This window comes from Stenotrophomonas sp. (assembly GCF_050737075.1).
In the GTDB taxonomy this organism is placed as follows: domain Bacteria; phylum Pseudomonadota; class Gammaproteobacteria; order Xanthomonadales; family Xanthomonadaceae; genus Stenotrophomonas.
Window position 1 is genome coordinate 64,875 of sequence record NZ_JBOHXV010000007.1, and the last position, 17,983, is coordinate 82,857.

Annotated in this window: 13 protein-coding genes and 3 tRNA genes; 9 read left to right on the top strand and 7 right to left on the bottom strand. The window is 68.1% G+C overall.

Translation table 11 applies throughout. The annotated features are described in order from the left end of the window. Window positions 1-15 precede the first annotated feature (15 nt). From phoU to rnt, 3 genes are all read left to right on the top strand, one after another. The gene (phoU, locus tag ACREPD_RS02935; RefSeq protein ID WP_431597900.1) at window positions 16-723 is read left to right on the top strand and encodes a phosphate signaling complex protein PhoU; all 708 of its coding nucleotides are present in this window, start codon (window positions 16-18) and stop codon (window positions 721-723) included. Window positions 724-853: 130 nt separating this feature from the next. Further along, entirely contained in the window at window positions 854-1,195 is a 342-nt protein-coding gene (locus tag ACREPD_RS02940; RefSeq protein WP_431597901.1) for an RcnB family protein, read from the top strand. 155 nt (window positions 1,196-1,350) lie between these two features. Next, entirely contained in the window at window positions 1,351-1,938 is a 588-nt protein-coding gene (rnt, locus tag ACREPD_RS02945; protein WP_431597914.1) for a ribonuclease T, read from the top strand. On the opposite strand, the gene ACREPD_RS02950 is transcribed toward rnt, so the two are convergent. The 3 genes from ACREPD_RS02950 to ACREPD_RS02960 form a co-directional block, all read right to left on the bottom strand. Then, on the bottom strand, window positions 1,939-4,965 hold the full coding sequence (locus ACREPD_RS02950; RefSeq protein WP_431597902.1) for a two-component regulator propeller domain-containing protein: 3,027 nt from the start codon (window positions 4,963-4,965) through the stop codon (window positions 1,939-1,941). Between the two features lie 150 nt (window positions 4,966-5,115). After that, a complete protein-coding gene (locus ACREPD_RS02955; RefSeq protein WP_431597903.1) occupies window positions 5,116-6,528 on the bottom strand; it encodes an ATP-binding protein in 1,413 nt (470 codons plus the stop codon). Then, window positions 6,525-7,235, bottom strand: a complete 711-nt coding sequence (locus tag ACREPD_RS02960) for a response regulator (RefSeq protein ID WP_431597915.1) — start codon at window positions 7,233-7,235, stop codon at window positions 6,525-6,527. Before ACREPD_RS02960 ends, ACREPD_RS02955 begins: the two co-directional genes overlap by 4 nt. A 218-nt stretch (window positions 7,236-7,453) precedes the next feature. On the opposite strand from ACREPD_RS02960, the gene ACREPD_RS02965 reads away from it, so the two are divergent. From ACREPD_RS02965 to ACREPD_RS02975, 3 genes are read left to right on the top strand one after another with little or no spacing between them, the layout of a single operon-like run. After that, on the top strand, window positions 7,454-8,692 hold the full coding sequence (locus ACREPD_RS02965; RefSeq protein WP_431597904.1) for an efflux RND transporter periplasmic adaptor subunit: 1,239 nt from the start codon (window positions 7,454-7,456) through the stop codon (window positions 8,690-8,692). After that, window positions 8,689-10,659: a MacB family efflux pump subunit gene (locus ACREPD_RS02970; protein ID WP_431597905.1), complete on the top strand. Its 1,971-nt coding sequence runs from the start codon at window positions 8,689-8,691 to the stop codon at window positions 10,657-10,659. The genes ACREPD_RS02965 and ACREPD_RS02970 overlap by 4 nt, the downstream gene beginning before the upstream one ends. Continuing rightward, window positions 10,656-12,098 (top strand): efflux transporter outer membrane subunit, encoded by a 1,443-nt coding sequence (locus ACREPD_RS02975; RefSeq protein WP_431597906.1) that lies wholly within the window; start codon window positions 10,656-10,658, stop codon window positions 12,096-12,098. The genes ACREPD_RS02970 and ACREPD_RS02975 overlap by 4 nt, the downstream gene beginning before the upstream one ends. Window positions 12,099-12,227: 129 nt before the next feature. On the opposite strand, the gene rlmB is transcribed toward ACREPD_RS02975, so the two are convergent. From rlmB to rnr, 3 genes are all read right to left on the bottom strand, one after another. Further along, window positions 12,228-12,971 (bottom strand): 23S rRNA (guanosine(2251)-2'-O)-methyltransferase RlmB, encoded by a 744-nt coding sequence (rlmB, locus tag ACREPD_RS02980; RefSeq protein WP_431597907.1) that lies wholly within the window; start codon window positions 12,969-12,971, stop codon window positions 12,228-12,230. 108 nt (window positions 12,972-13,079) lie between these two features. Beyond that, the gene (locus tag ACREPD_RS02985; protein WP_431597908.1) at window positions 13,080-13,553 is read right to left on the bottom strand and encodes a GFA family protein; all 474 of its coding nucleotides are present in this window, start codon (window positions 13,551-13,553) and stop codon (window positions 13,080-13,082) included. A 13-nt stretch (window positions 13,554-13,566) separates the two neighbouring features. Beyond that, a complete protein-coding gene (gene rnr / locus ACREPD_RS02990) occupies window positions 13,567-16,035 on the bottom strand; it encodes a ribonuclease R (RefSeq protein WP_431597909.1) in 2,469 nt (822 codons plus the stop codon). A 128-nt stretch (window positions 16,036-16,163) separates the two neighbouring features. Between rnr and ACREPD_RS02995 the strand changes: the two genes are divergently transcribed. Then, window positions 16,164-16,250: transfer RNA gene (locus ACREPD_RS02995), tRNA-Leu, on the top strand. A gap of 44 nt (window positions 16,251-16,294) precedes the next feature. Here the strand turns inward: ACREPD_RS02995 and ACREPD_RS03000 are convergent. Continuing rightward, window positions 16,295-16,981 (bottom strand): glutathione S-transferase family protein, encoded by a 687-nt coding sequence (locus ACREPD_RS03000; protein ID WP_431597910.1) that lies wholly within the window; start codon window positions 16,979-16,981, stop codon window positions 16,295-16,297. A 99-nt stretch (window positions 16,982-17,080) separates the two neighbouring features. Between ACREPD_RS03000 and ACREPD_RS03005 the strand changes: the two genes are divergently transcribed. Together ACREPD_RS03005 and ACREPD_RS03010 are read left to right on the top strand one after the other, a co-directional pair. Then, a tRNA-Leu gene (locus tag ACREPD_RS03005) sits at window positions 17,081-17,167 on the top strand. A gap of 153 nt (window positions 17,168-17,320) precedes the next feature. Then, window positions 17,321-17,407, top strand: a tRNA-Leu gene (locus ACREPD_RS03010). Window positions 17,408-17,983 lie beyond the last annotated feature (576 nt).

The following is a 17,983-nucleotide window of genomic DNA, read 5'->3' on the forward strand; positions in this document are numbered from 1 at the left end:
TCTACGAGAATGATCATGAACTTTCCAAACGACCATATCGTCAAGAGCTACGACGAAGAACAGCAGCGGCTGGTGGCCGAGATCGTGCGCATGGGCGAGATGGCCGTGGCCCAGCTCGAGGCGTCCATGGACGTGATCGAGAAGCGCGACGAGAACGCTGCCCAGCGCATCATCGCCAACGACGAGGCCATCGACAGCCTGGAGCAGCAGATCAGCCATGACGTGATGCGCCTGGCGCTGCGCGGCCCGATGGCGCGCGACCTGCGCGAGATCCTGGCCGGCCTGCGCATTCCGGCCGACATCGAACGCATCGGCGACTACGCGGCCAACGTGGCCAAGCGCTCCATCGCGCTGAGCAAGGTGCCGCCGCTGCCGCAGATCCAGGGCCTGCGTTCGCTGGGCCGGCTGGCCGCGCAGCAGGTGCGCCGCGCCATCGAGGCCTACCGCGACAACGACGCCGCCGCCGCGCTCGCGCTGCGCGACGACGATGCCCGCCTGGACGCGCAGTACACGGCGCTGTTCCGCGAGCTGCTGACCTACATGATGGAAGACCCGCGCAACATCACCCCGTGTACCCACCTGCTGTTCATGGCCAAGAACCTGGAGCGCGTGGGCGACCACGCCACCAATATCGCCGAGAACGTGTGGTTCCTGGTGCATGGCGAGCAGGTCCTGCCGCCGCGTGAGAAGCGCGACGAAACCAGCAGCACCGGACAGCTGTAAGCACCGCACGCTCGGGTGTTACACGCCGTTACAGGCCGATACTGCGTATCGGCCTTTTTTAATTCCCTATTCATCAAAAAAATCCCACTCTGGACCTGCGTTCCACCCCACCCGATCCAGAGGGACTTCCATGAAACGACTCATTGCCGCCACGCTGTCCCTGACCCTGCTCGCCGCCACCGGTTCGGCCTTCGCCGCCTCGCCCCGCCATGACGATCACGACAACCGCGACCGTCATGACCAGCGCGATGACCGCAACCATGGCCCCTCGCGCGGCCACGACCGCCACGAGCCGCCGCGTCGCGGGGGCCACCTGGACAAGAATCATCGCGGCACCTACGTGAGCGACTACAAGCGCCACGGCCTGCACGCACCGCAACGCGGCCAGCAGTGGCGCAAGGTCGACGACCGCTATGTGCTGATCGCGGTGGCCACCGGCCTGATCGCCAACGTGGTGCTCAACGGGCGCTGAGCCCCCCGGGCGCCCTCCCCCCACGCCGGTCCCCGGCGCGGGGGCAGGGACCGGTCAGGTGGCTCTGCTAAACTGGCCCGATGACCCAAGACCTCCCCCAGGCCGCCGGCACGCCGGCGGTTGCTGAAGACATGCCCTCTGCCGCGCAGCGCATGATGGCGACCCGCTTCCGTGGCTTCCTGCCGGTGGTGGTCGACGTGGAAACCGGCGGCTTCGACAACCAGCGCCATGCGCTGCTGGAGATCGCCGCGGTACCGATCGAGATGGACGACAACGGCCTGCTCTACCCGGGCCAGACCGCCAGCGCCCACGTGGTGCCGGCCGAAGGGCTGGAGATCGACCCGAAGTCGCTGGAGATCACCGGCATCATCCTCGACCACCCGTTCCGGCTGGCCAAGGCGGAAAAGGAAGCGCTCGACCACATCTTCGCGCCGGTACGTGCGGCGGTGAAGAAGTACGGCTGCCAGCGCGCGATCCTGGTCGGGCACAACGCGCATTTCGACCTGGGCTTCATCAATGCCGCGGTCAACCGGGTGGGCCACAAGCGCAACCCGTTCCATCCCTTCAGCGTGTTCGACACCGTGACCATGGCCGGTATCGCCTATGGGCAGACGGTGCTGGCGCGTGCGGCCACCGCCGCCGGGCTGGGCTGGGATGCGGACGAAGCGCACAGCGCGGTGTATGACACCGAGCAGACCGCCAAGCTGTTCTGCAAGATCGCCAACGCGTGGCCGCGTCCCTGATCAACCGATCGCGGTTCTGTCGCGGCCTTCGCTCTTGGCCCGGTACAGCGCGCGGTCGGCGCGCTGGTAGAGCAGCATCGGGGTGCGGTCGGCGGCGTCCAGCTCGACCAGGCCAGCACTGAAGGTCACCTGCAGGCCCAGCACCCCGGCCCAGTCCGGATGGTCATGGAACAGGCCGCGCAGGCGTGCGCAGACCTGCGCTGCCTCGGCCAGGCGGGTGTCGTTGAGCAGCAGGGTGAACTCCTCGCCACCGGTACGCGCCGGCATGTCCGAATCGCGGCAGGCCGAGGCGATCACCCGCGCCACTTCCACCAGCACCACGTCGCCCACGCTGTGGCTGTGCTGGTCATTCACTTCCTTGAAGTGGTCGATGTCCAGCACCACCAGGCACAGCGGGTGGCCACTGCGCTGCGAACGGGCGAAGTCGCGCGCCAGGGCCTCGTCGAACGCACGGCGGTTGGGCAGCCCGGTCAACGCGTCTTCGCGGGCCTGCCGCTCGAACTGCTCGGCCTGCACCGCCAGGCGCTCGGCCAGCCGGGTCTTCTCCTGGTTCAGCGCCTGCAGGCTTTCGGTCTGCGCCTTCAGGTCGCGGGTCGCTTCCTCGACCTTGCGCGCAAGGCGCACGTTGCTCGCCTTATAGCGCTTGATCAGGTAACGGTACAGCGCGACGAGCCCGGCCAGCAGCAGCAACCCGCCGATGATCTGCACGCTGCGCCGCTGCCACAGGAACGGCTCCACCGTGAACGACCACACCGCTTCGCTGCCACTCCACGTACCGCCCGGATGCGCGGCCGACACGTGCAGCGTGTAATCGCCAGGCGGCAGCCCGATGAACTCCACGCTGCGCTGCTGGCCGCGTTCGATCCAGCCACTGTCCAGCCCTTCCAGGCGGGTGCGGTAGCGGATCCGCTCGGACAACAGATAACTCAGCCCCACGTAGCTGATGCTGAGCCGGCGCCCGCCTGGCAGGGTGTTGTGGTTGGCGCCCTGCCAGTGCAGCGGCACGCCGTCGACCAGCACCGTCTCGATCACCGCCGGCGGCGCCAAGCGCTCGCGGAAACGCTGCAGGCGCAGCGGATCGACCATGCTCAGGCCACCGGCGGTGACCACCCAGAAGGTGCCGTCCTGGCGCAGGATCGCCGAGGGACCGGAACTGCCGTTGGCCTGCGAATTGGCCATGCCGTCGATTTCGTTGTAATGCTCCACCTCGATCCGCCGTGCACGCCCGTCGGCGACATCGTTGAGCATGGCCATGTCGGTGCGCAGCACGCCGCGGTTGCTGCTGATCCAGACATTGCCCACCCGGTCGGGCACCAGCTGGAACACGGTGTCCACCGGCATGCCCTGCTCCAGCCCGACCCGCGCCAGCACGCCGTTCTGGTAGCGGTACAGGCCGCGGTCGCTGCTGATCCACATCGCATCGCCGATCTGCTGAAAACCGAAGACGCTGCGCCCGCCGCCAAGCGCTGCCAGGTCGATCGACTGCACACGATCGCCGCGCAGCACCCGGATGCCTTCAATGGTGCCGATCCACAGGTCGCCTTCCGCGTCATGCGCCAGCGCGGTGATCAGCCCACCGGGCAGGCCGGCGATGGCGGGCACCGATACGCCGCTGTCGTCGATGCGGGCCACACCCTTCTGGGTGCCTGCCCACACCGCACCGTCGCGGTCCACGCTGATCGCACGGATGTTGCCGCCCGGCAGGCCATCTTCCGGCCCGTAGCGGCGCAGCATGCGGCCCTGCGCGTCGAGACGCAGGATGCCGTCGCCGAAGGTGCCCACCCACAATCCTCCCCGGTGGTCCTGCGCCAGGCTGAGCACGGAGGGGGTCTTGCCGCCGCTGTTGCGCAACGGCACCGGGTGGAACACGCCCTGCGCGTCGCGCCGGTCCAGGCCGCTCGCGCTGCCGATCCACATCTGCCGGTCGCGGTCTTCGAGCACGGTGCGCACGTAGTCGCCACTGAGCCCGTCGCGTTCGGTGAAGCTGCTGAACAAGGTTTCGCGGAGCCGGTACAGGCCGCCGTTGGCGCCGACCCAGATGCTGCCCTCGGCGTCTTCGCGCAGGCTGACCACGCGCCCGCCGGGCAGCGACAGGCCGGTGGGTAGCCGCTCCAGGCCATGCCGCGACAGCCGCAGCAGGCCCTGGTTCTCGGTGCCCAGCCACAGATCGCCATGCCGGTCCTGCAGCATCGCGGTGATGTGCATGCCGCCGTCAAGCTGGTGCTGCAACTGCGGTACGCCGTCCTGCATGCGGTAGATGCGCTCGCCGGCGACGATCCACAGCACCCCGTCCGGGGCGCGATAGGGCCACACCAGCCCCCGGCCCAGGCCATAGCTTTCCGGCGCGCGGCGCAGCACGCCGTCGTTGCCGCGCACCACCAGGCCGTCGAGCGTGCCGACCCAGACCCGGTCCTGCGCGTCCACCACCAGCTTGGTGAAGCTCATCGCCATCGGCACGTCGGCCGGCGGCTTCTGGTAGTCGAAGTGGCCGTCCTGCGAGAGGCTGCCGATGCCGCTGCCTTCGTACAGCAGCCACAGCCGCCCGTGGCTGTCCATCTGCATGGCCTGGATCAGCACCTCCGGCGCGGGCGGCTGTCGCTCGAATACCTGCCAGCGGCCGTCGGCGCTGCGCCGGGTGACGTTGCCGCGCGAATCGCTGATCCACAGGCCACCGGCACGGTCCACGAACAACGCGCCCACGCCATTGTCGCGCAGGCCCGGGCGGGTGCTGCGGTCGAACACGGTGAAGTCCAGCCCGTTGTAGCGCACCAGGCCTTCCCAGGTGGCGAACCACAGGTGGCCTTCGGGGGTCTGCGCGATGTCGCGCAGGGAGTTGTGCGGCAGGCCGTTGCGCGAGGTCCACACGTCGATGGCGTAGTCGCGCAGCGGCGGCGGGCCGTCCTGCGCCACCAGCGTGGTCGGCACGCCGCACAGCAGGCACAGCAGCACCAGCGCCCGCCAAAGGCACTGCAGGGGCACTCGAAGTTGTACCGGCCGCCACCGGCTCCCGCCTCCCCTTCGCCTCATCCGTAAGGACCTGGCGGGGAGCAGGAATGGCGTAGTGCCAGAAGCACTACGCGGCTGTGGAGGCCGACCAGATGGGGCGCGCTCATGCGGCGAAAACTGGCGGGGGTTGCCCATAGTAGGCAAAACCGTCGCGGTTTGCCTCGTTGATGCTCAGCCGGCGCGGGAGGTCGGCGGTCGCGGCGGTGCCGGCCAGTGCACCACGGCTTCCAGGCCGCCCTGCGGATGGTTGCGCAGGTGCAGGGTCGCCCCCTCCTTCTCGGCCAGTGCGCGGGCGATGGTCAGGCCGAGCCCGGCGCCGCCGGTTTCCCGCGAGCGCGAGGTTTCCAGGCGGACGAAGGGGTCGAACACAGTCTCCAGCTCGTCCTCGGCCAGGCCGGGGCCGGTATCGCGCACCCGCACCACCACGCCATCGGCACCCTGTTCGATCCGCACCAGGGCCGTGCCGCCATAACCGATGGCATTGTCGACCAGGTTGGAGAACAGCCGGTGCATGGCCAGCGGCCGCAACATCAGCACCGCGCCACTGCCCTGTTCAAAGCGCGCCTCGGCACCGGCCTCGACCGCATCCTCGACGATGCTTTCCAGCAGCGAATCCAGGTCCAGCGCGGCGCGCGGTTCGGCGCTCTCGGCACTGCGCGCCAGTTCCAGGCCCTCGCGGATCAGCGCCTGCATGGCCGCCAGGTCGCCGATCAGCCGCTCGCGCAATGCCTCGTCGCTGACGTTCTCCAGCCGCAGCCGCAGCCGGGTCACCGGGGTCTGCAGGTCATGGGTGATCGCCGCCAGCATCTGGGTGCGCTCGCCCAGCGTGCGTTGCAGCCGCTTCTGCATGGCGTTGAATGCCTCGGCCGCGCGGCGCACTTCCAGCGGCCCGGTCACCGGCAGCGGTGCGCGCTGCAGGTCATCGCCCAGCTCGGCCGCCGCCGAGGCCAGCCGCTGCAGCGGTGCGCTGGCCATGCGCGCGACCACGTAGGCCAGCACGCCGATGGCGAGCACCAGCAGGGTCAGGAACAGCGGATCGACCGCGAGGATGCCGTTGTGGGCGATCGCCGGCGACTCCAGCGCCAGCGACAACACCGTACCGTCGGTCAGCGGCACCTGCACCGCGCGGCACTTGGGCGGAATGAAGGCCGGGTCGCGTTCGTGCGGCGGCCGGCGCCGCTGCTGCGGTGGTGGGGGCGGCGGCAGCAGTTCCTGGGCCTTGGGCAGGCACGAACGGAACGAGGTGAAGTGCACCGTGGCGTGCGCCACCGGCCCTTGGCGATCGTCGAGCACGCCCATCATGGCCGCGTCTTCGCGGCCCAGCCGCGCGCCTTCGGGCAGGCTGCGCACCGCTGGCCCGCCCACGGTCAGCAGCCGGTCGCGCAGGTCCGGGTCGCTGTCGAGCATGTTGACGAAGCCCTGCAGGCGGTCGGCGATGCGGTTGAGGTTCTGCCGCTCGAACTCCTGCTGGCGCTTGGCGCTGGCCAGCATGGTGGCGCCGATCGCGGCCACGCTCATGCCGAGCAGCAGGATCACGAACAGGCGCCCGACCATCGAAGCGAAGAAGCGGCGCAGGCGCATCATTCCAGCGTGACCGCCGTGGCCAGCACATAACCTTCGTTGCGCACGGTCTTGATCAGGCCGTCGCTGCCGCCGTCATCGGCCAGCTTGTTGCGCAGCCGGCTGACCTGCAGGTCGATGGCGCGGTCCTGCGATTCGTAGCTGCGGCCGCTGCTCAGCGAGACCAGCTGTTCGCGCGACAGCACCTTGTTGGCATGCCCGACGAACACGCGCAGCAGGCGGAATTCCGCGCCGGACAGCACCACCACGCGCCCGTCCGGGTCGACCAGGTGGCGATGCTCCAGGTCGAAGGTCCAGTGCGAGAAGCGCGCGCGGCGGATCGCCAGCGGCTCCAGGTTGGCCGGCAATGCTTCGGTCCGGCGCAGCACGTTGCGGATGCGCGCCAGCAGCTCGCGCGGTTCGAACGGCTTGCCCAGGTAGTCGTCGGCGCCCATCTCCAGGCCCAGCACGCGGTCGATCGGTTCGCTGCGCGCGGTGAGCATGATCACCGGCGTGGCCGAACGCGCACGCAGGTCGCGGCACAGGGTCAGGCCGTCTTCGCGCGGCAGGTTGAGGTCGAGCACGATCAGGTCGACATGCTCGCGCTCCAGGACCTGGCGCATGCCCTGGCCATCGCTGGCGGTGCTGACCTGGTAGCCGGCACGGCCGAGCTGTTCGGCCAGCAGCTGGCGGATGTCGTTGTCGTCATCGACGATCAGCAGGCGTTGCATCGTAGTGGTGTTCTCCATGCGGCGATGATCCCCTGTCGGGAGCTGAACCGCATCCTCCGGTTTGCGTACGCATGTTTCAAGGCATGCACACGATACAGAAGGACACGTCGAACCGGGGCGTGGTTACGTCCTGTTACATGCCGTGCGTTGAGGCCGCCACAGCCGCTCTTCACAATGCTGACAACGCCGCACGCCGGCCTGTCGAGTTGACGATCATCGTGAAGTCCCGCCTGCCTACCACCCGTCGCGGCCGCGTGCTGCTGTTGATCGCCCTGGCCATCCTGGTGTGCGGCATTGTCGCATGGACCCTGCGCAAGCCCAGCGCGCCCACCCTGGCCACCAGCCCGGTCACCCGCGGCGACCTGGAACAGACCGTGGAAGCCACCGGCGTGATCGATGCCTACAAGCTGGTCAGCGTCGGTGCGCAGGCCTCGGGCCAGATCAAGTCGCTGCGGGTGCAGCTGGGCGATACCGTCAAGCAGGGCGACCTGATCGCCGAGATCGACGCCACCACCCAGCGCAACGCCGTGCTCAACGCGCAGGCGTCGCTGGACCAGGTCACCGCCCAGCGCGCGGTGCAGCAGGCCACGCTGCGCCAGGCCGAGCTGGAATTCGCGCGCCAGCAGGAAATGCTCGCCGCCGAGGCGACTTCGCGTGCGGAATTCGATGCCGCCGACGCCGCGCTCAAGACCGCCCGCGCCCAGGTCAAGGCCTTTGACGCGCAGATCCAAGGCCGCCAGACCGAGCTGGGCACGGCCAACGCCAACCTGGCCTACACCCGCATCACCGCCCCGATGGACGGCACCGTGGTGGCGGTGGTCGCCGAGGAAGGCCGCACCGTCAACGCCAACCAGACCGCACCGACCATCGTGATGCTGGCGCGGCTGGATCTGGTCACGGTGAATGCCGAGGTGTCCGAGGCCGACGTGGTCAAGATCAAGGCCGGCATGCCGGTGTACTTCACCACGCTGGGCGACCCGGACCGCAAGTACCACGCCACGCTGCGCCAGATCAATCCGGCGCCGTCGTCGATCGCCAGCGACAGCTCGAGCAGCTCCAGTTCGTCCAGCTCCAGCTCCAGTTCGGCGGTGTACTACAACGCGCTGTTCGACGTGGAGAACCCGGACGGCACGCTGCGCATCGACATGACCGCGCAGGTGTCGGTGATGCTGAAGCAGGCCAAGGGCGTGCTGATCATTCCGTCGGTAGCGCTCGGCCCGAAGGCCCGCGATGGCCAGTACGTCGTGCGCGTGGCCGACGCCGACGGCATGCCGCAGCCGCGCAAGGTCAGGATCGGCATCAACACCGGGTCCAGCGCCGAAGTGCTGTCGGGGCTGAAGGAAGGCGAAAAAGTCGTGGTCGGCGAAGGCAGCGCCACCCCGGCCGCCAGCGGCAGCGGCAACCGTGGCGGCGCGCAGATGCGCATGGGCGGCCCGGGCATGGGGCCGCGTCGATGAAGACCGCTCCCACGGGCACGCCGCTGCTGCGGCTGCGCGACCTGCGCCGCGAGTTTCCGGCGGGCGAGGACACCATCGCGGTGCTGCGCGACGTCAACCTGGACATCGGCGCCGGCGAGATGGTGGCCATCGTCGGCCAGTCCGGCTCGGGCAAGTCGACGCTGATGAACATCCTCGGCTGCCTGGACCGCCCTACCCGCGGCAGCTACCAGGTGGCCGGCCGCGAGACCGGCAGCATGCTGCCCGACGAGCTGGCCGAACTGCGCCGCGAACATTTCGGTTTCATCTTCCAGCGCTACCACCTGCTCGGCGACCTGGATGCGCGCGGCAACGTGGAAGTGCCGGCGGTGTATGCCGGCAGCCCGGCCATAGCGCGCAGCGCACGCGCCGAACAGCTGCTGCAGCGGCTTGGCCTGGGCGACCGCATGAAGCACAAGCCCGGCCAGCTGTCCGGTGGCCAGCAGCAGCGCGTGTCGATCGCGCGGGCGCTGATGAACGGTGGCGAGGTGATCCTGGCCGACGAGCCGACCGGCGCGCTGGACACGAAATCCGGCGAGGAAGTGATGGGCATCCTCGGCGAGCTGCATGCCGAAGGCCACACCATCATCATCGTCACCCACGACATGTCGGTGGCCGAACACGCCCAGCGCATCATCGAGATCCGCGACGGCGAAATCATCGCCGACCGCATCAATGCCAAGGCGCCCAGCTACCGCGCCCAGCGCACGCCGACCGTGGCCGCTGCCAAGGGCCACAGCTGGCGGGCGGCGCGCGACCGCTTCACCGAAGCGTTCCGCATGGCGCTGCTGGCGATGAACGCCCACCGCCTGCGCACCTTCCTGACCATGCTGGGCATCATCATCGGCATCGCCTCGGTGGTGTCGGTGGTGGCGATGGGCAACGGCTCGCAGCAGCAGATCCTGCAGAACATCAGCGCGCTGGGCACCAACACCATCGACGTCTATCCCGGCCGTGGGTTCGGCGACATGCGTTCGGCGCGGGTGCAGACCCTCAAGGCCAGCGATGCCGATGCGCTGTCGCGGCAGAGCTACATCGACAGCGTCACGCCCAGCGTGTCTTCCTCGGCCACCGCGCGGTACCGCAACCAGTCGGCCACCGCGCAGATCAGCGGCGTGGGCGAACAGTTCTTCCGGGTCAAGGGCGTGACCCTGAGCGCCGGCAGTTTCTTCGATGCCGATGCGGTGAAGGGCCTGGCGCAGGTGGCGGTGATCGATGAGAACACCCGCAGCCAGTTCTTCCCCAACGGCGCCGACCCGGTCGGCCAGGTGATCCTGCTCGGCAACGTGCCGGTGCGGGTGATCGGCGTGGCGCAACGCCAGAGCATGGGCTTTGGCAGCAGCACCAGCCTGTCGATCTGGGTGCCCTACACCACCGTGATGTCGCGCATGCTCGGCCAGAGCTACGTGTCCAGCATCACCGTGCGGGTGGACGACGCCACCCCGATGGACGCGGCGCAGGCGGCCATTTCCAAGCTGCTGATCATGCGCCACGGCACCGAGGACTTCTTCCTCAGCAACAGCGCCGAGATCCGCGACACCATCGAGCAGACCACCCGCACGATGACCCTGCTGATCAGCGCCATCGCCGCCATCGCACTGCTGGTGGGCGGCATCGGGGTGATGAACATCATGCTGGTGTCGGTGACCGAGCGCACCCGCGAGATCGGCGTGCGCATGGCGGTGGGCGCGCGACAGAGCGACATCCGCCAGCAGTTCCTGATCGAAGCGGTGTTGGTCTGCCTGCTCGGCGGCCTGCTCGGCGTGGGCCTGTCGCTGGTGGTGGGCTGGCTGTTCGACACCTTCGCCCCTGATTTCAAGATGCTGTTCTCCACTGCCTCGATCGTGGCCGCGTTTGCGTGCTCCAGTCTGATCGGCGTGGCGTTCGGCTTCCTTCCGGCACGCAATGCGGCCCAACTCGATCCCGTGGAGGCGCTGGCGCGCGAATGAAGATTTCACCCCTGTTCCCGTTCGTTCCGGCCGTGCGCCCGTTGGCACTGGCCTGCACCACCGTTCTGCTGCTGTCGGCCTGCGTCAGCACCGGCCAGTACAAGGTCGACCCACCCTCCGTGCCGGCCGTGTACGGCCGTGGCGATGCGCAGCGCAATGCGCCCACCGAGGCGTCTGATGCGGTGCCGACGCTGCGCGCCGACGTGCGCGATGACGCATGGTGGACGGGCTTCGGCGACCCCCGCCTGGACCGCGTCATCGACCGCGCCCTGCAGGCCAACACCGACCTGGCCTCGGCCGGGCTGGCGGTGCAGCGCGCGCGCCTGCAGGCCGGGCTGAGCGACAACGCGTTGTGGCCGCAACCCTCGGGCAGCGTCGGCAGCAGCGGCAATCGCCCCATTGATCAGAGCGCCGACTGGAACCGCAGCAGTTCGGCCGGGGTGTCGCTGCAGTGGGAGATCGACCTTTGGGGCCGCCTGCGTGCCCAGCGCGACATCGCGCAGTGGGAGGCCCAGGCCAGCGAGGAAGACCTGCAGAACACCGCACTGCTGGTGATCGGCGACGTGGCCACGCAGTACTGGACGCTGGCCTACCTCAACCAGTCCATTGCGGCCGGCGAAGCGAATCTCGCGCGCCTGCAGCGCACCCAGGAGCTGGTGCAGGCGCGCTTCAACGCCGGTGCGGTCTCGCGCCTGGAAGTGCGCCAGGCCACCCAGTCGCTGGAGGCGCAGCGTGCCGCGCAGAGCGCGCTGGAGCAGCAGCGCGTGGCCAGCCGCAACGCGCTGACCGTGCTGCTCGATGGCCAGCCGTGGCCGCAGGCCGACGAACCGCAGGCGCTGGAGAACGCGGGCAGCCCGGCCATCGCCGAAGGTCTGCCGGCCGAACTGCTGGGCCGCCGCCCGGACCTGCGCGCGGCGGAACTGCGCCTGCGCAACAGCCTGAAGAACATCAAGGTCACCGCCACCAGCTACTACCCGGCCCTGAGCCTGACCGGCGGCGTGAGCAGCGGCGCGACCACGCTGTCGGACGTGTTGAAGAACCCGGTGGCGTCGCTGGGTGCGGGGTTGTCGCTGCCGTTCCTCAACATCCGCCAGGCGCAGCTGGATACACAGATCGCCGGGACCGACTACCAGATCGCGGCCAATTCCTTCCGGCGCACGCTGTACACGGCGCTGTCGGAGGTGGACAACGCGTTGTCGGCGCGCACCCAGTTCGCCACCCAGGTGGCCGCCTCGCAGGCGTCGTATGACGAAGCGGTGGAAATCGAGCGCATGTATGAAGTGCGCTACAGGGTCGGCGCCACCGACCTGCGCACCTGGCTGGAAGCGCAGCAGACGCGACGCGATGCCGAGCTGTCGCTGGCGTCGGTGAAGCAGAAGCAGCTGGTCAACGACGTGACGTTGTTCAAGGCGCTGGGGGGCAATGCGAACGCGCCGTAGAGCCACGCCGCGCGTGGCTTCGCGGTGCCCGAACGAAACGCAGCCACGCATGGCGTGGCTCTACGTCCGATCCAGAGCAACGGGCGGTTGCACCGCCCGCCAGAAGGTCATCCGACCAACGGTCGGCTGCTACCCGCGCTGACGCACGGCCTCGAACAGGCTCACACCCGCGGCGACCGAGACGTTCAGGCTCTCGATGTCGCCCGGCATCGGGATCTTGACCAGGCCGTCGCAATTCTCGCGGGTCAGGCGGCGCATGCCGTCGGCTTCGCCGCCCAGCACCAGCGCCACGTTGCCCTTCAGGTCGATGGAATACAGCGAATCGGTGGCTTCGCCGGCCAGGCCGTAGATCCACACGCCCTGCTTCTGCAGGTCCTTCAGGCAACGCGACAGGTTGGTCACGGCCACCACCGGAATGCGGTCGGCGGCGCCGGCCGAGGTCTTGCGCACGGTCGCGTTGACCGTGGCCGACTTGTCCTTGGGAATGATCACCGCCGTGGCGTTGGCCGCCGCCGCACTGCGCAGGCAGGCGCCCAGGTTGTGCGGGTCCTGCACCTCGTCGAGGATCAGCAGCAGGGCCTTGCCCTCGGCAGCCTCGACCAGGCCTTCCAGCTCGTTCTCACCATAGGTACGGGCGGCCTGGTAGCGCGCGGCCACGCCCTGGTGGCGCACAGAACCACCCACGCCATCCAGCGCCTGGGTGTTGACCTTGCGCACGTCGATGCCCTTGCGCCGCGCGTTTTCCTCGATTTCGGTCAGCCGGGGATTCTTCGCGCTGGCCTCGATGAGCACTTCGCGGACGTTCTCGGCATCGTTCTCAATCGAGGAGGCGACGGCGTTGACGCCGACAATCCACTGGCTTTGCTTGCTCATTGCGGGGGCGGGACCGGTACAGGGGGTGGTAATGGTAGAGCATTGCCGGTTCGGTTGCCGTGCATTCCGGGCTGACGGCATCCCGACGGCGCCGGGCAGAGCCCGGCGCTACCAGGGCGGCCAGCGTTCGGTGTCGCGGTCGGGATGCTGGTGCGAGACCAGGCTGCGCAGGCGTTCGGCATCGGGGTCGTCCTCGGCCAGGATCACCGCCAGGTCGCCCAGCTGATCCACGAACGGCAGTTTGGACTCGGTGCCGTACTGGACCGTTGGCGGCAGGCGTTCGGGCTGATCGAAGGCACCGGCCGCCACGGCCATGCCGTCCTCACCCTCATAGGTCAACGGGGTGCCGCAGTCGGCACAGAAGCCCGGGCGGAAGTGATTCGAGGACTGGAACCGGCGCGGTTCGCCCCGGGTCCACTGGAAATCCGCCCCGCGGACCGAGACCAGCGGCGCGTAATACGCGCCGAAGGCTTTCTGGCACATCCGGCAATGGCAGATCGAACGGTCGGGCAACGCGCCACGGACATGGAAGCGGACCGCACCGCATTGGCAACCGCCGGAGAATTCGGGAACCGGGTTCATGGGGGGCCTCCCCTCAATATTTCTGTTTTTGTCGCTTGGCCGGCTGCCCACGCGGCGGCAACGCCGGTGCTTCGTCGTCGTTCTCTTCCACCAGCCGGAAGTCGATCTTGCGCTCTTCCATGCTGGCCTTGAGCACCAGGATCCGCACGCGGTCGCCCAGGCGGTAGCTCTTGCCACGGCGCTCGCCGCTCAGCGTCTTGCGGGTGGCGTCGAACTGGTAATAGTCGTGCGGCAGCTGGGTGACATGGACCAGGCCGTTGACCTTGGACTCGTCCAGTTCGACGAACAGGCCGAAGCTGGTCACGCCGCTGATCACGCCGTCGAACTGACCGCCCACATGCTTTTCCATCCACGCCGCGCGGTAGCGCTCGTCGACCTCGCGCTCGGCCTCGTCGGCACGACGCTCGCGTTCGGAGCACTGCAGCGCCAGCGCGGCCATTTCGCGCGCGGAGTACGCGAACTTCTCCAGCGGCTTGCCGCTCAGCGCGTGCTTGATGGCACGGTGCACCAGCAGGTCGGGGTAGCGGCGGATCGGCGAGGTGAAGTGCGCGTACGCATCCAGCGACAGGCCGAAGTGGCCCTGGTTGTCCGGCGAATACACCGCCAGGCTCTGGCTGCGCAGCAGCACCGATTCGATCAGCGCCGAATCCGGACGCTCGCGTACCTTCTTGAGCAGCTTGGTGTAATCACCCGGCTGCACCTTGGACCACGGCGGCAGGCTCAGCTTGAATTCCTTCAGGAACTCCAGCAGATCCTCGAACTTGGCTTCCGGCGGCTTGGCATGGTCACGGAACGGCGCCGGCACCTGCTTGTACAGCAGGTAGCGTGCAGCCTGCACGTTGGCCGCGATCATGCATTCCTCGATCAGCTTGTGCGCGTCGTTGCGCACCAGCATGCCGGCCTGGGTGACTTCGCCGGTGTTGTCGAGCACGAAACGCACTTCGGAGGATTCGAACTCGATCGCGCCACGGCGGGTGCGGGCCTTGGCCAGCACCTTGTACAGCTGGTGCAGGCGCTCGACCTGCGGCAGCAGCGCGCCGATGGCATTGCGCGCGGCCGGATCGTTCTCGCCCACCGCCTGCCAGACCTGGGTATAGGTCAGGCGGGCATGGGAGTTCATCACCGCTTCGTAGAAGCGCGAGTGGATCACTTCACCGTCGCGGTTCACCTGCATGTCGCAGACGAAGCACATGCGGTCGACCTTGGGCATCAGCGAGCAGATGCCGTTGGACAGCGTCTCCGGCAGCATCGGCACCACGAAGCCCGGGAAGTACACCGAGGTGGCGCGCTTCTGTGCTTCATCGTCCAGCGGCGTACCGGGACGGACGTAGTTGGAGACATCCGCGATGGCCACCACCAGGCGGAAGCCTTCGGCGTTGGGTTCGCAGAAGACCGCGTCGTCGAAGTCCTTGGCGTCTTCGCCGTCGATGGTGACCAGCGGCGTGCTGCGCAGGTCGACGCGCTCGCCGATCATCGCCGGCTCCACCTGCATCGGCACGGACGCGGCTTCGTCGAGGACTTCCTGCGGGAATTCGAACGGCAGCTCATGGCCGTGGATCGCGGTTTCCACGATCAGCGAGGCGGTGAGCTTGTCGCCGAGCACGGCGATGATGCGGCCGATCGGCGGGCGGCGGGTGTCCGGCGCCTGGGTCAGTTCGCACACCACCAGCTGGCCGTCGCGGGCATCGCCGGTCTGGTCCGGCGGAATCTGCACGTTGCGCTGGATGCGCTTGTCATCCGGCACGACGTAGTTGATGCCGAACTCGACGCTGAAGCGGCCGATCAGGCGGGTCATGCCCCGCTCGAGCACGCGCGCGATGCTGCCTTCGCGGCGGCCGCGGCGGTCGATGCCGGTGACGTTGGCGAGCACGCGGTCGCCGTGCATGACCTTGCGCATTTCATACGGCGGCAGGAACAGGTCGTCCCCGCCCCCGTCGACCGGGCGCAGGAAGCCGAACCCTTCCGGGTTGGCGATCACCACGCCGGTGATGAGGTTGGTGGCCTGCACGGGCGCGAAGCCACCGCGGCGGTTCTGCACCAGCTGGCCATCGCGGACCATGGCACCCAGGCGCTTGCCCAGGGCATCGGCACGGTCCGGCTCGGTCAGACCCAGATGGATGCCCACCTCTTCGGCGGTCTGCGGACCATCGCAGCGGTCGAGCAGCTGCAGGATGGCCTCGCGGCTGGCGATGGGCTGGGCGTAGCGTTCAGCTTCGCGCGCGGCAAAGGGATCGTCCACATTCTCGACCGGCGCGCCGGGGCGCGGGTTGCGACGGGTGGGGATCGGCGGGGCGTCACCCGGCCGGGGGCCGGAGCGCTTGCCACCACGGGGCGGCGCGGAGGTAGTCATGGATTCGGGCATCCAGGGCGGCAGCTTGCCGGACTTGGCAGCAGCGCGGGGCTTGCCCGACGGACCGGCAGCCTGCTTGGGCGCCGGGGACTTGGGGGCTTTGGCGCCCCGGGTCGGTTTCTTTGATTTCATCGACCCCCATGGTACCGCGTGGCGGTGTGCAGAATGAGTCATCACCACATCCCATGCAGGATTGTGAAGAAATTTAACAAAACCGTTGACAAGCCTCGCGGAGATGCCCAGAATTCGCCCCCTGAGTCGCCCAGGTGGCGGAATTGGTAGACGCACTAGCTTCAGGTGCTAGCGGGGGCAACTTCGTGGAGGTTCGAGTCCTCTCCTGGGCACCATGACTCAGTAAATGATCAAACCCGCGCAAGCGGGTTTTTTCGTTTCAGGCCTCCGGCGTGTAGAACCGGGCCGACAAGCCCGCCCGTCCCGGGAAGTACTTGAACCAGGGCCGCGCCGCATCCACGACGGCTGCCACGGCCGCATGCGCCATCAATCGCTCGAAATACGCGAGCAGGTGCGCCTGGTCGCCGGGAACCGGCACATAGGCCACCGCGTAGAACAGCGCCGGCGCGGCGGCACAGTCGGCCATGCTGAACCCCTCGCCCGCCAGCCACGTGCGCTCTTCGAGTTGGCGGTTCATGGCGGCATAGCTCTTCAACAGCAGGGATCGAGCCGCCGCGGCCGCAGCCTCACTACGCTCGCCGTCGGGCTTGAGCAGTTCGGCGGTCAGCGCCTGCATCGGGGTCATGACGTAGAAGTCGGAGAACCGGTCCCAGAACCGCACGGCCAGGGCGGCATCGGTGTCCTCGGGAATCAGGCGTGCGCCCTCGCCCGCCAGCTGCAGTTGCAGGTACTCGATGATGATGCTGGTCTCGGCAACCGCCCGCCCCTGGTCGACCAGCACCGGCATTTTGCCGGCCGGGGACACGGCCTGGAGCATCTCCCGCTGCGCGGGATCGCCGAGGTTGAGCATGTGCTCGTCGAGGGCCACACCGAGCACGCGGGCGGCGATCAGTACCTTCTGGCAGCAGGACGACAGCGGGTGGGCGTGCAGGATCGGCAATGCCATGGAAACTCCAGACAGTCGGTGTCGGCCGAGTATGCCAATCGGCACCTCAGGATGCATTGACAGCCCCCGGCTGCTTCCGCATAATTCGCCTCCTGAGTCGCCCAGGTGGCGGAATTGGTAGACGCACTAGCTTCAGGTGCTAGCGGGGGCAACTTCGTGGAGGTTCGAGTCCTCTCCTGGGCACCACGACTCGGTAAATGATCAAACCCGCGCAAGCGGGTTTTTTCGTTTCTGCGGCATCGATGGCGACGGCGCTGCGACACGCAACGAACGACGCATTTTTCTTCGACATGCTGTTGACACATTCGCGGTTCTCCCGCAAAATTCTCCCCCTGAGTCGCCCAGGTGGCGGAATTGGTAGACGCACTAGCTTCAGGTGCTAGCGGGGGCAACTTCGTGGAGGTTCGAGTCCTCTCCTGGGCACCATGACTCAGTAAATGATCAAACCCGCGCAAGCGGGTTTTTTCGTTTCTGGCGTTTGGTGTGGCGCCCTGCGTTTGGTGTGCCGCCCAGCTCTGCCCTGCCTGCAATCGTGATTGCACACCGTGCGCAGCGCCGGGCTCTGCCCGGCTGCCGTTGGATTCAGGCGAACAGCCGGCGACCCGCGCATGGCCTGAGCTGGGCCGTCGGGTGCGGGTTTGCGGGACACGCCGTAAACCCATCCATGGGGGCTTGTAGAAAACATCCATGTTTTCTGCAGTCCCGCAAACCCGCCCCCGCCGACCCTCGACGGTGTGTTGGTGGCCATGGGAGATCAACGGCGGTGTCGATCATTTTCATGCGTTACCGGTCGCAGGGGCGTTGCATGCAGTCGTTTGGGAACCGACCCTACCGGCGCACTGGCGCGTAGGGACACGCCATGCGTGTCTGCTCCCTCCTTCCGCACGCGACCCTCTGTCGGGGGCGGCCGGCGGGTAGCCCCCGGAGGGACGCTAGAAAACATGGATGTTTTCTAGCAGCCTACAAGGACGTACTTGCGGCGTGTCCCGGAGCGGGGCTGCC

What these genes read in the sequence shown, in the direction of transcription:
- phoU (WP_431597900.1), top strand. Translation starts at nt 16, where the DNA reads ATGAACTTTCCAAACGACCATATCGTCAAGAGCTACGACGAAGAACAG.
- ACREPD_RS02940 (WP_431597901.1), top strand. Translation starts at nt 854, where the DNA reads ATGAAACGACTCATTGCCGCCACGCTGTCCCTGACCCTGCTCGCCGCC.
- rnt (WP_431597914.1), top strand. Translation starts at nt 1,351, where the DNA reads ATGGCGACCCGCTTCCGTGGCTTCCTGCCGGTGGTGGTCGACGTGGAA.
- ACREPD_RS02950 (WP_431597902.1), bottom strand. Translation starts at nt 4,965, where the DNA reads ATGAGGCGAAGGGGAGGCGGGAGCCGGTGGCGGCCGGTACAACTTCGA.
- ACREPD_RS02955 (WP_431597903.1), bottom strand. Translation starts at nt 6,528, where the DNA reads ATGATGCGCCTGCGCCGCTTCTTCGCTTCGATGGTCGGGCGCCTGTTC.
- ACREPD_RS02960 (WP_431597915.1), bottom strand. Translation starts at nt 7,235, where the DNA reads ATGCAACGCCTGCTGATCGTCGATGACGACAACGACATCCGCCAGCTG.
- ACREPD_RS02970 (WP_431597905.1), top strand. Translation starts at nt 8,689, where the DNA reads ATGAAGACCGCTCCCACGGGCACGCCGCTGCTGCGGCTGCGCGACCTG.
- ACREPD_RS02975 (WP_431597906.1), top strand. Translation starts at nt 10,656, where the DNA reads ATGAAGATTTCACCCCTGTTCCCGTTCGTTCCGGCCGTGCGCCCGTTG.
- rlmB (WP_431597907.1), bottom strand. Translation starts at nt 12,971, where the DNA reads ATGAGCAAGCAAAGCCAGTGGATTGTCGGCGTCAACGCCGTCGCCTCC.
- ACREPD_RS02985 (WP_431597908.1), bottom strand. Translation starts at nt 13,553, where the DNA reads ATGAACCCGGTTCCCGAATTCTCCGGCGGTTGCCAATGCGGTGCGGTC.
- rnr (WP_431597909.1), bottom strand. Translation starts at nt 16,035, where the DNA reads ATGAAATCAAAGAAACCGACCCGGGGCGCCAAAGCCCCCAAGTCCCCG.
- ACREPD_RS03000 (WP_431597910.1), bottom strand. Translation starts at nt 16,981, where the DNA reads ATGGCATTGCCGATCCTGCACGCCCACCCGCTGTCGTCCTGCTGCCAG.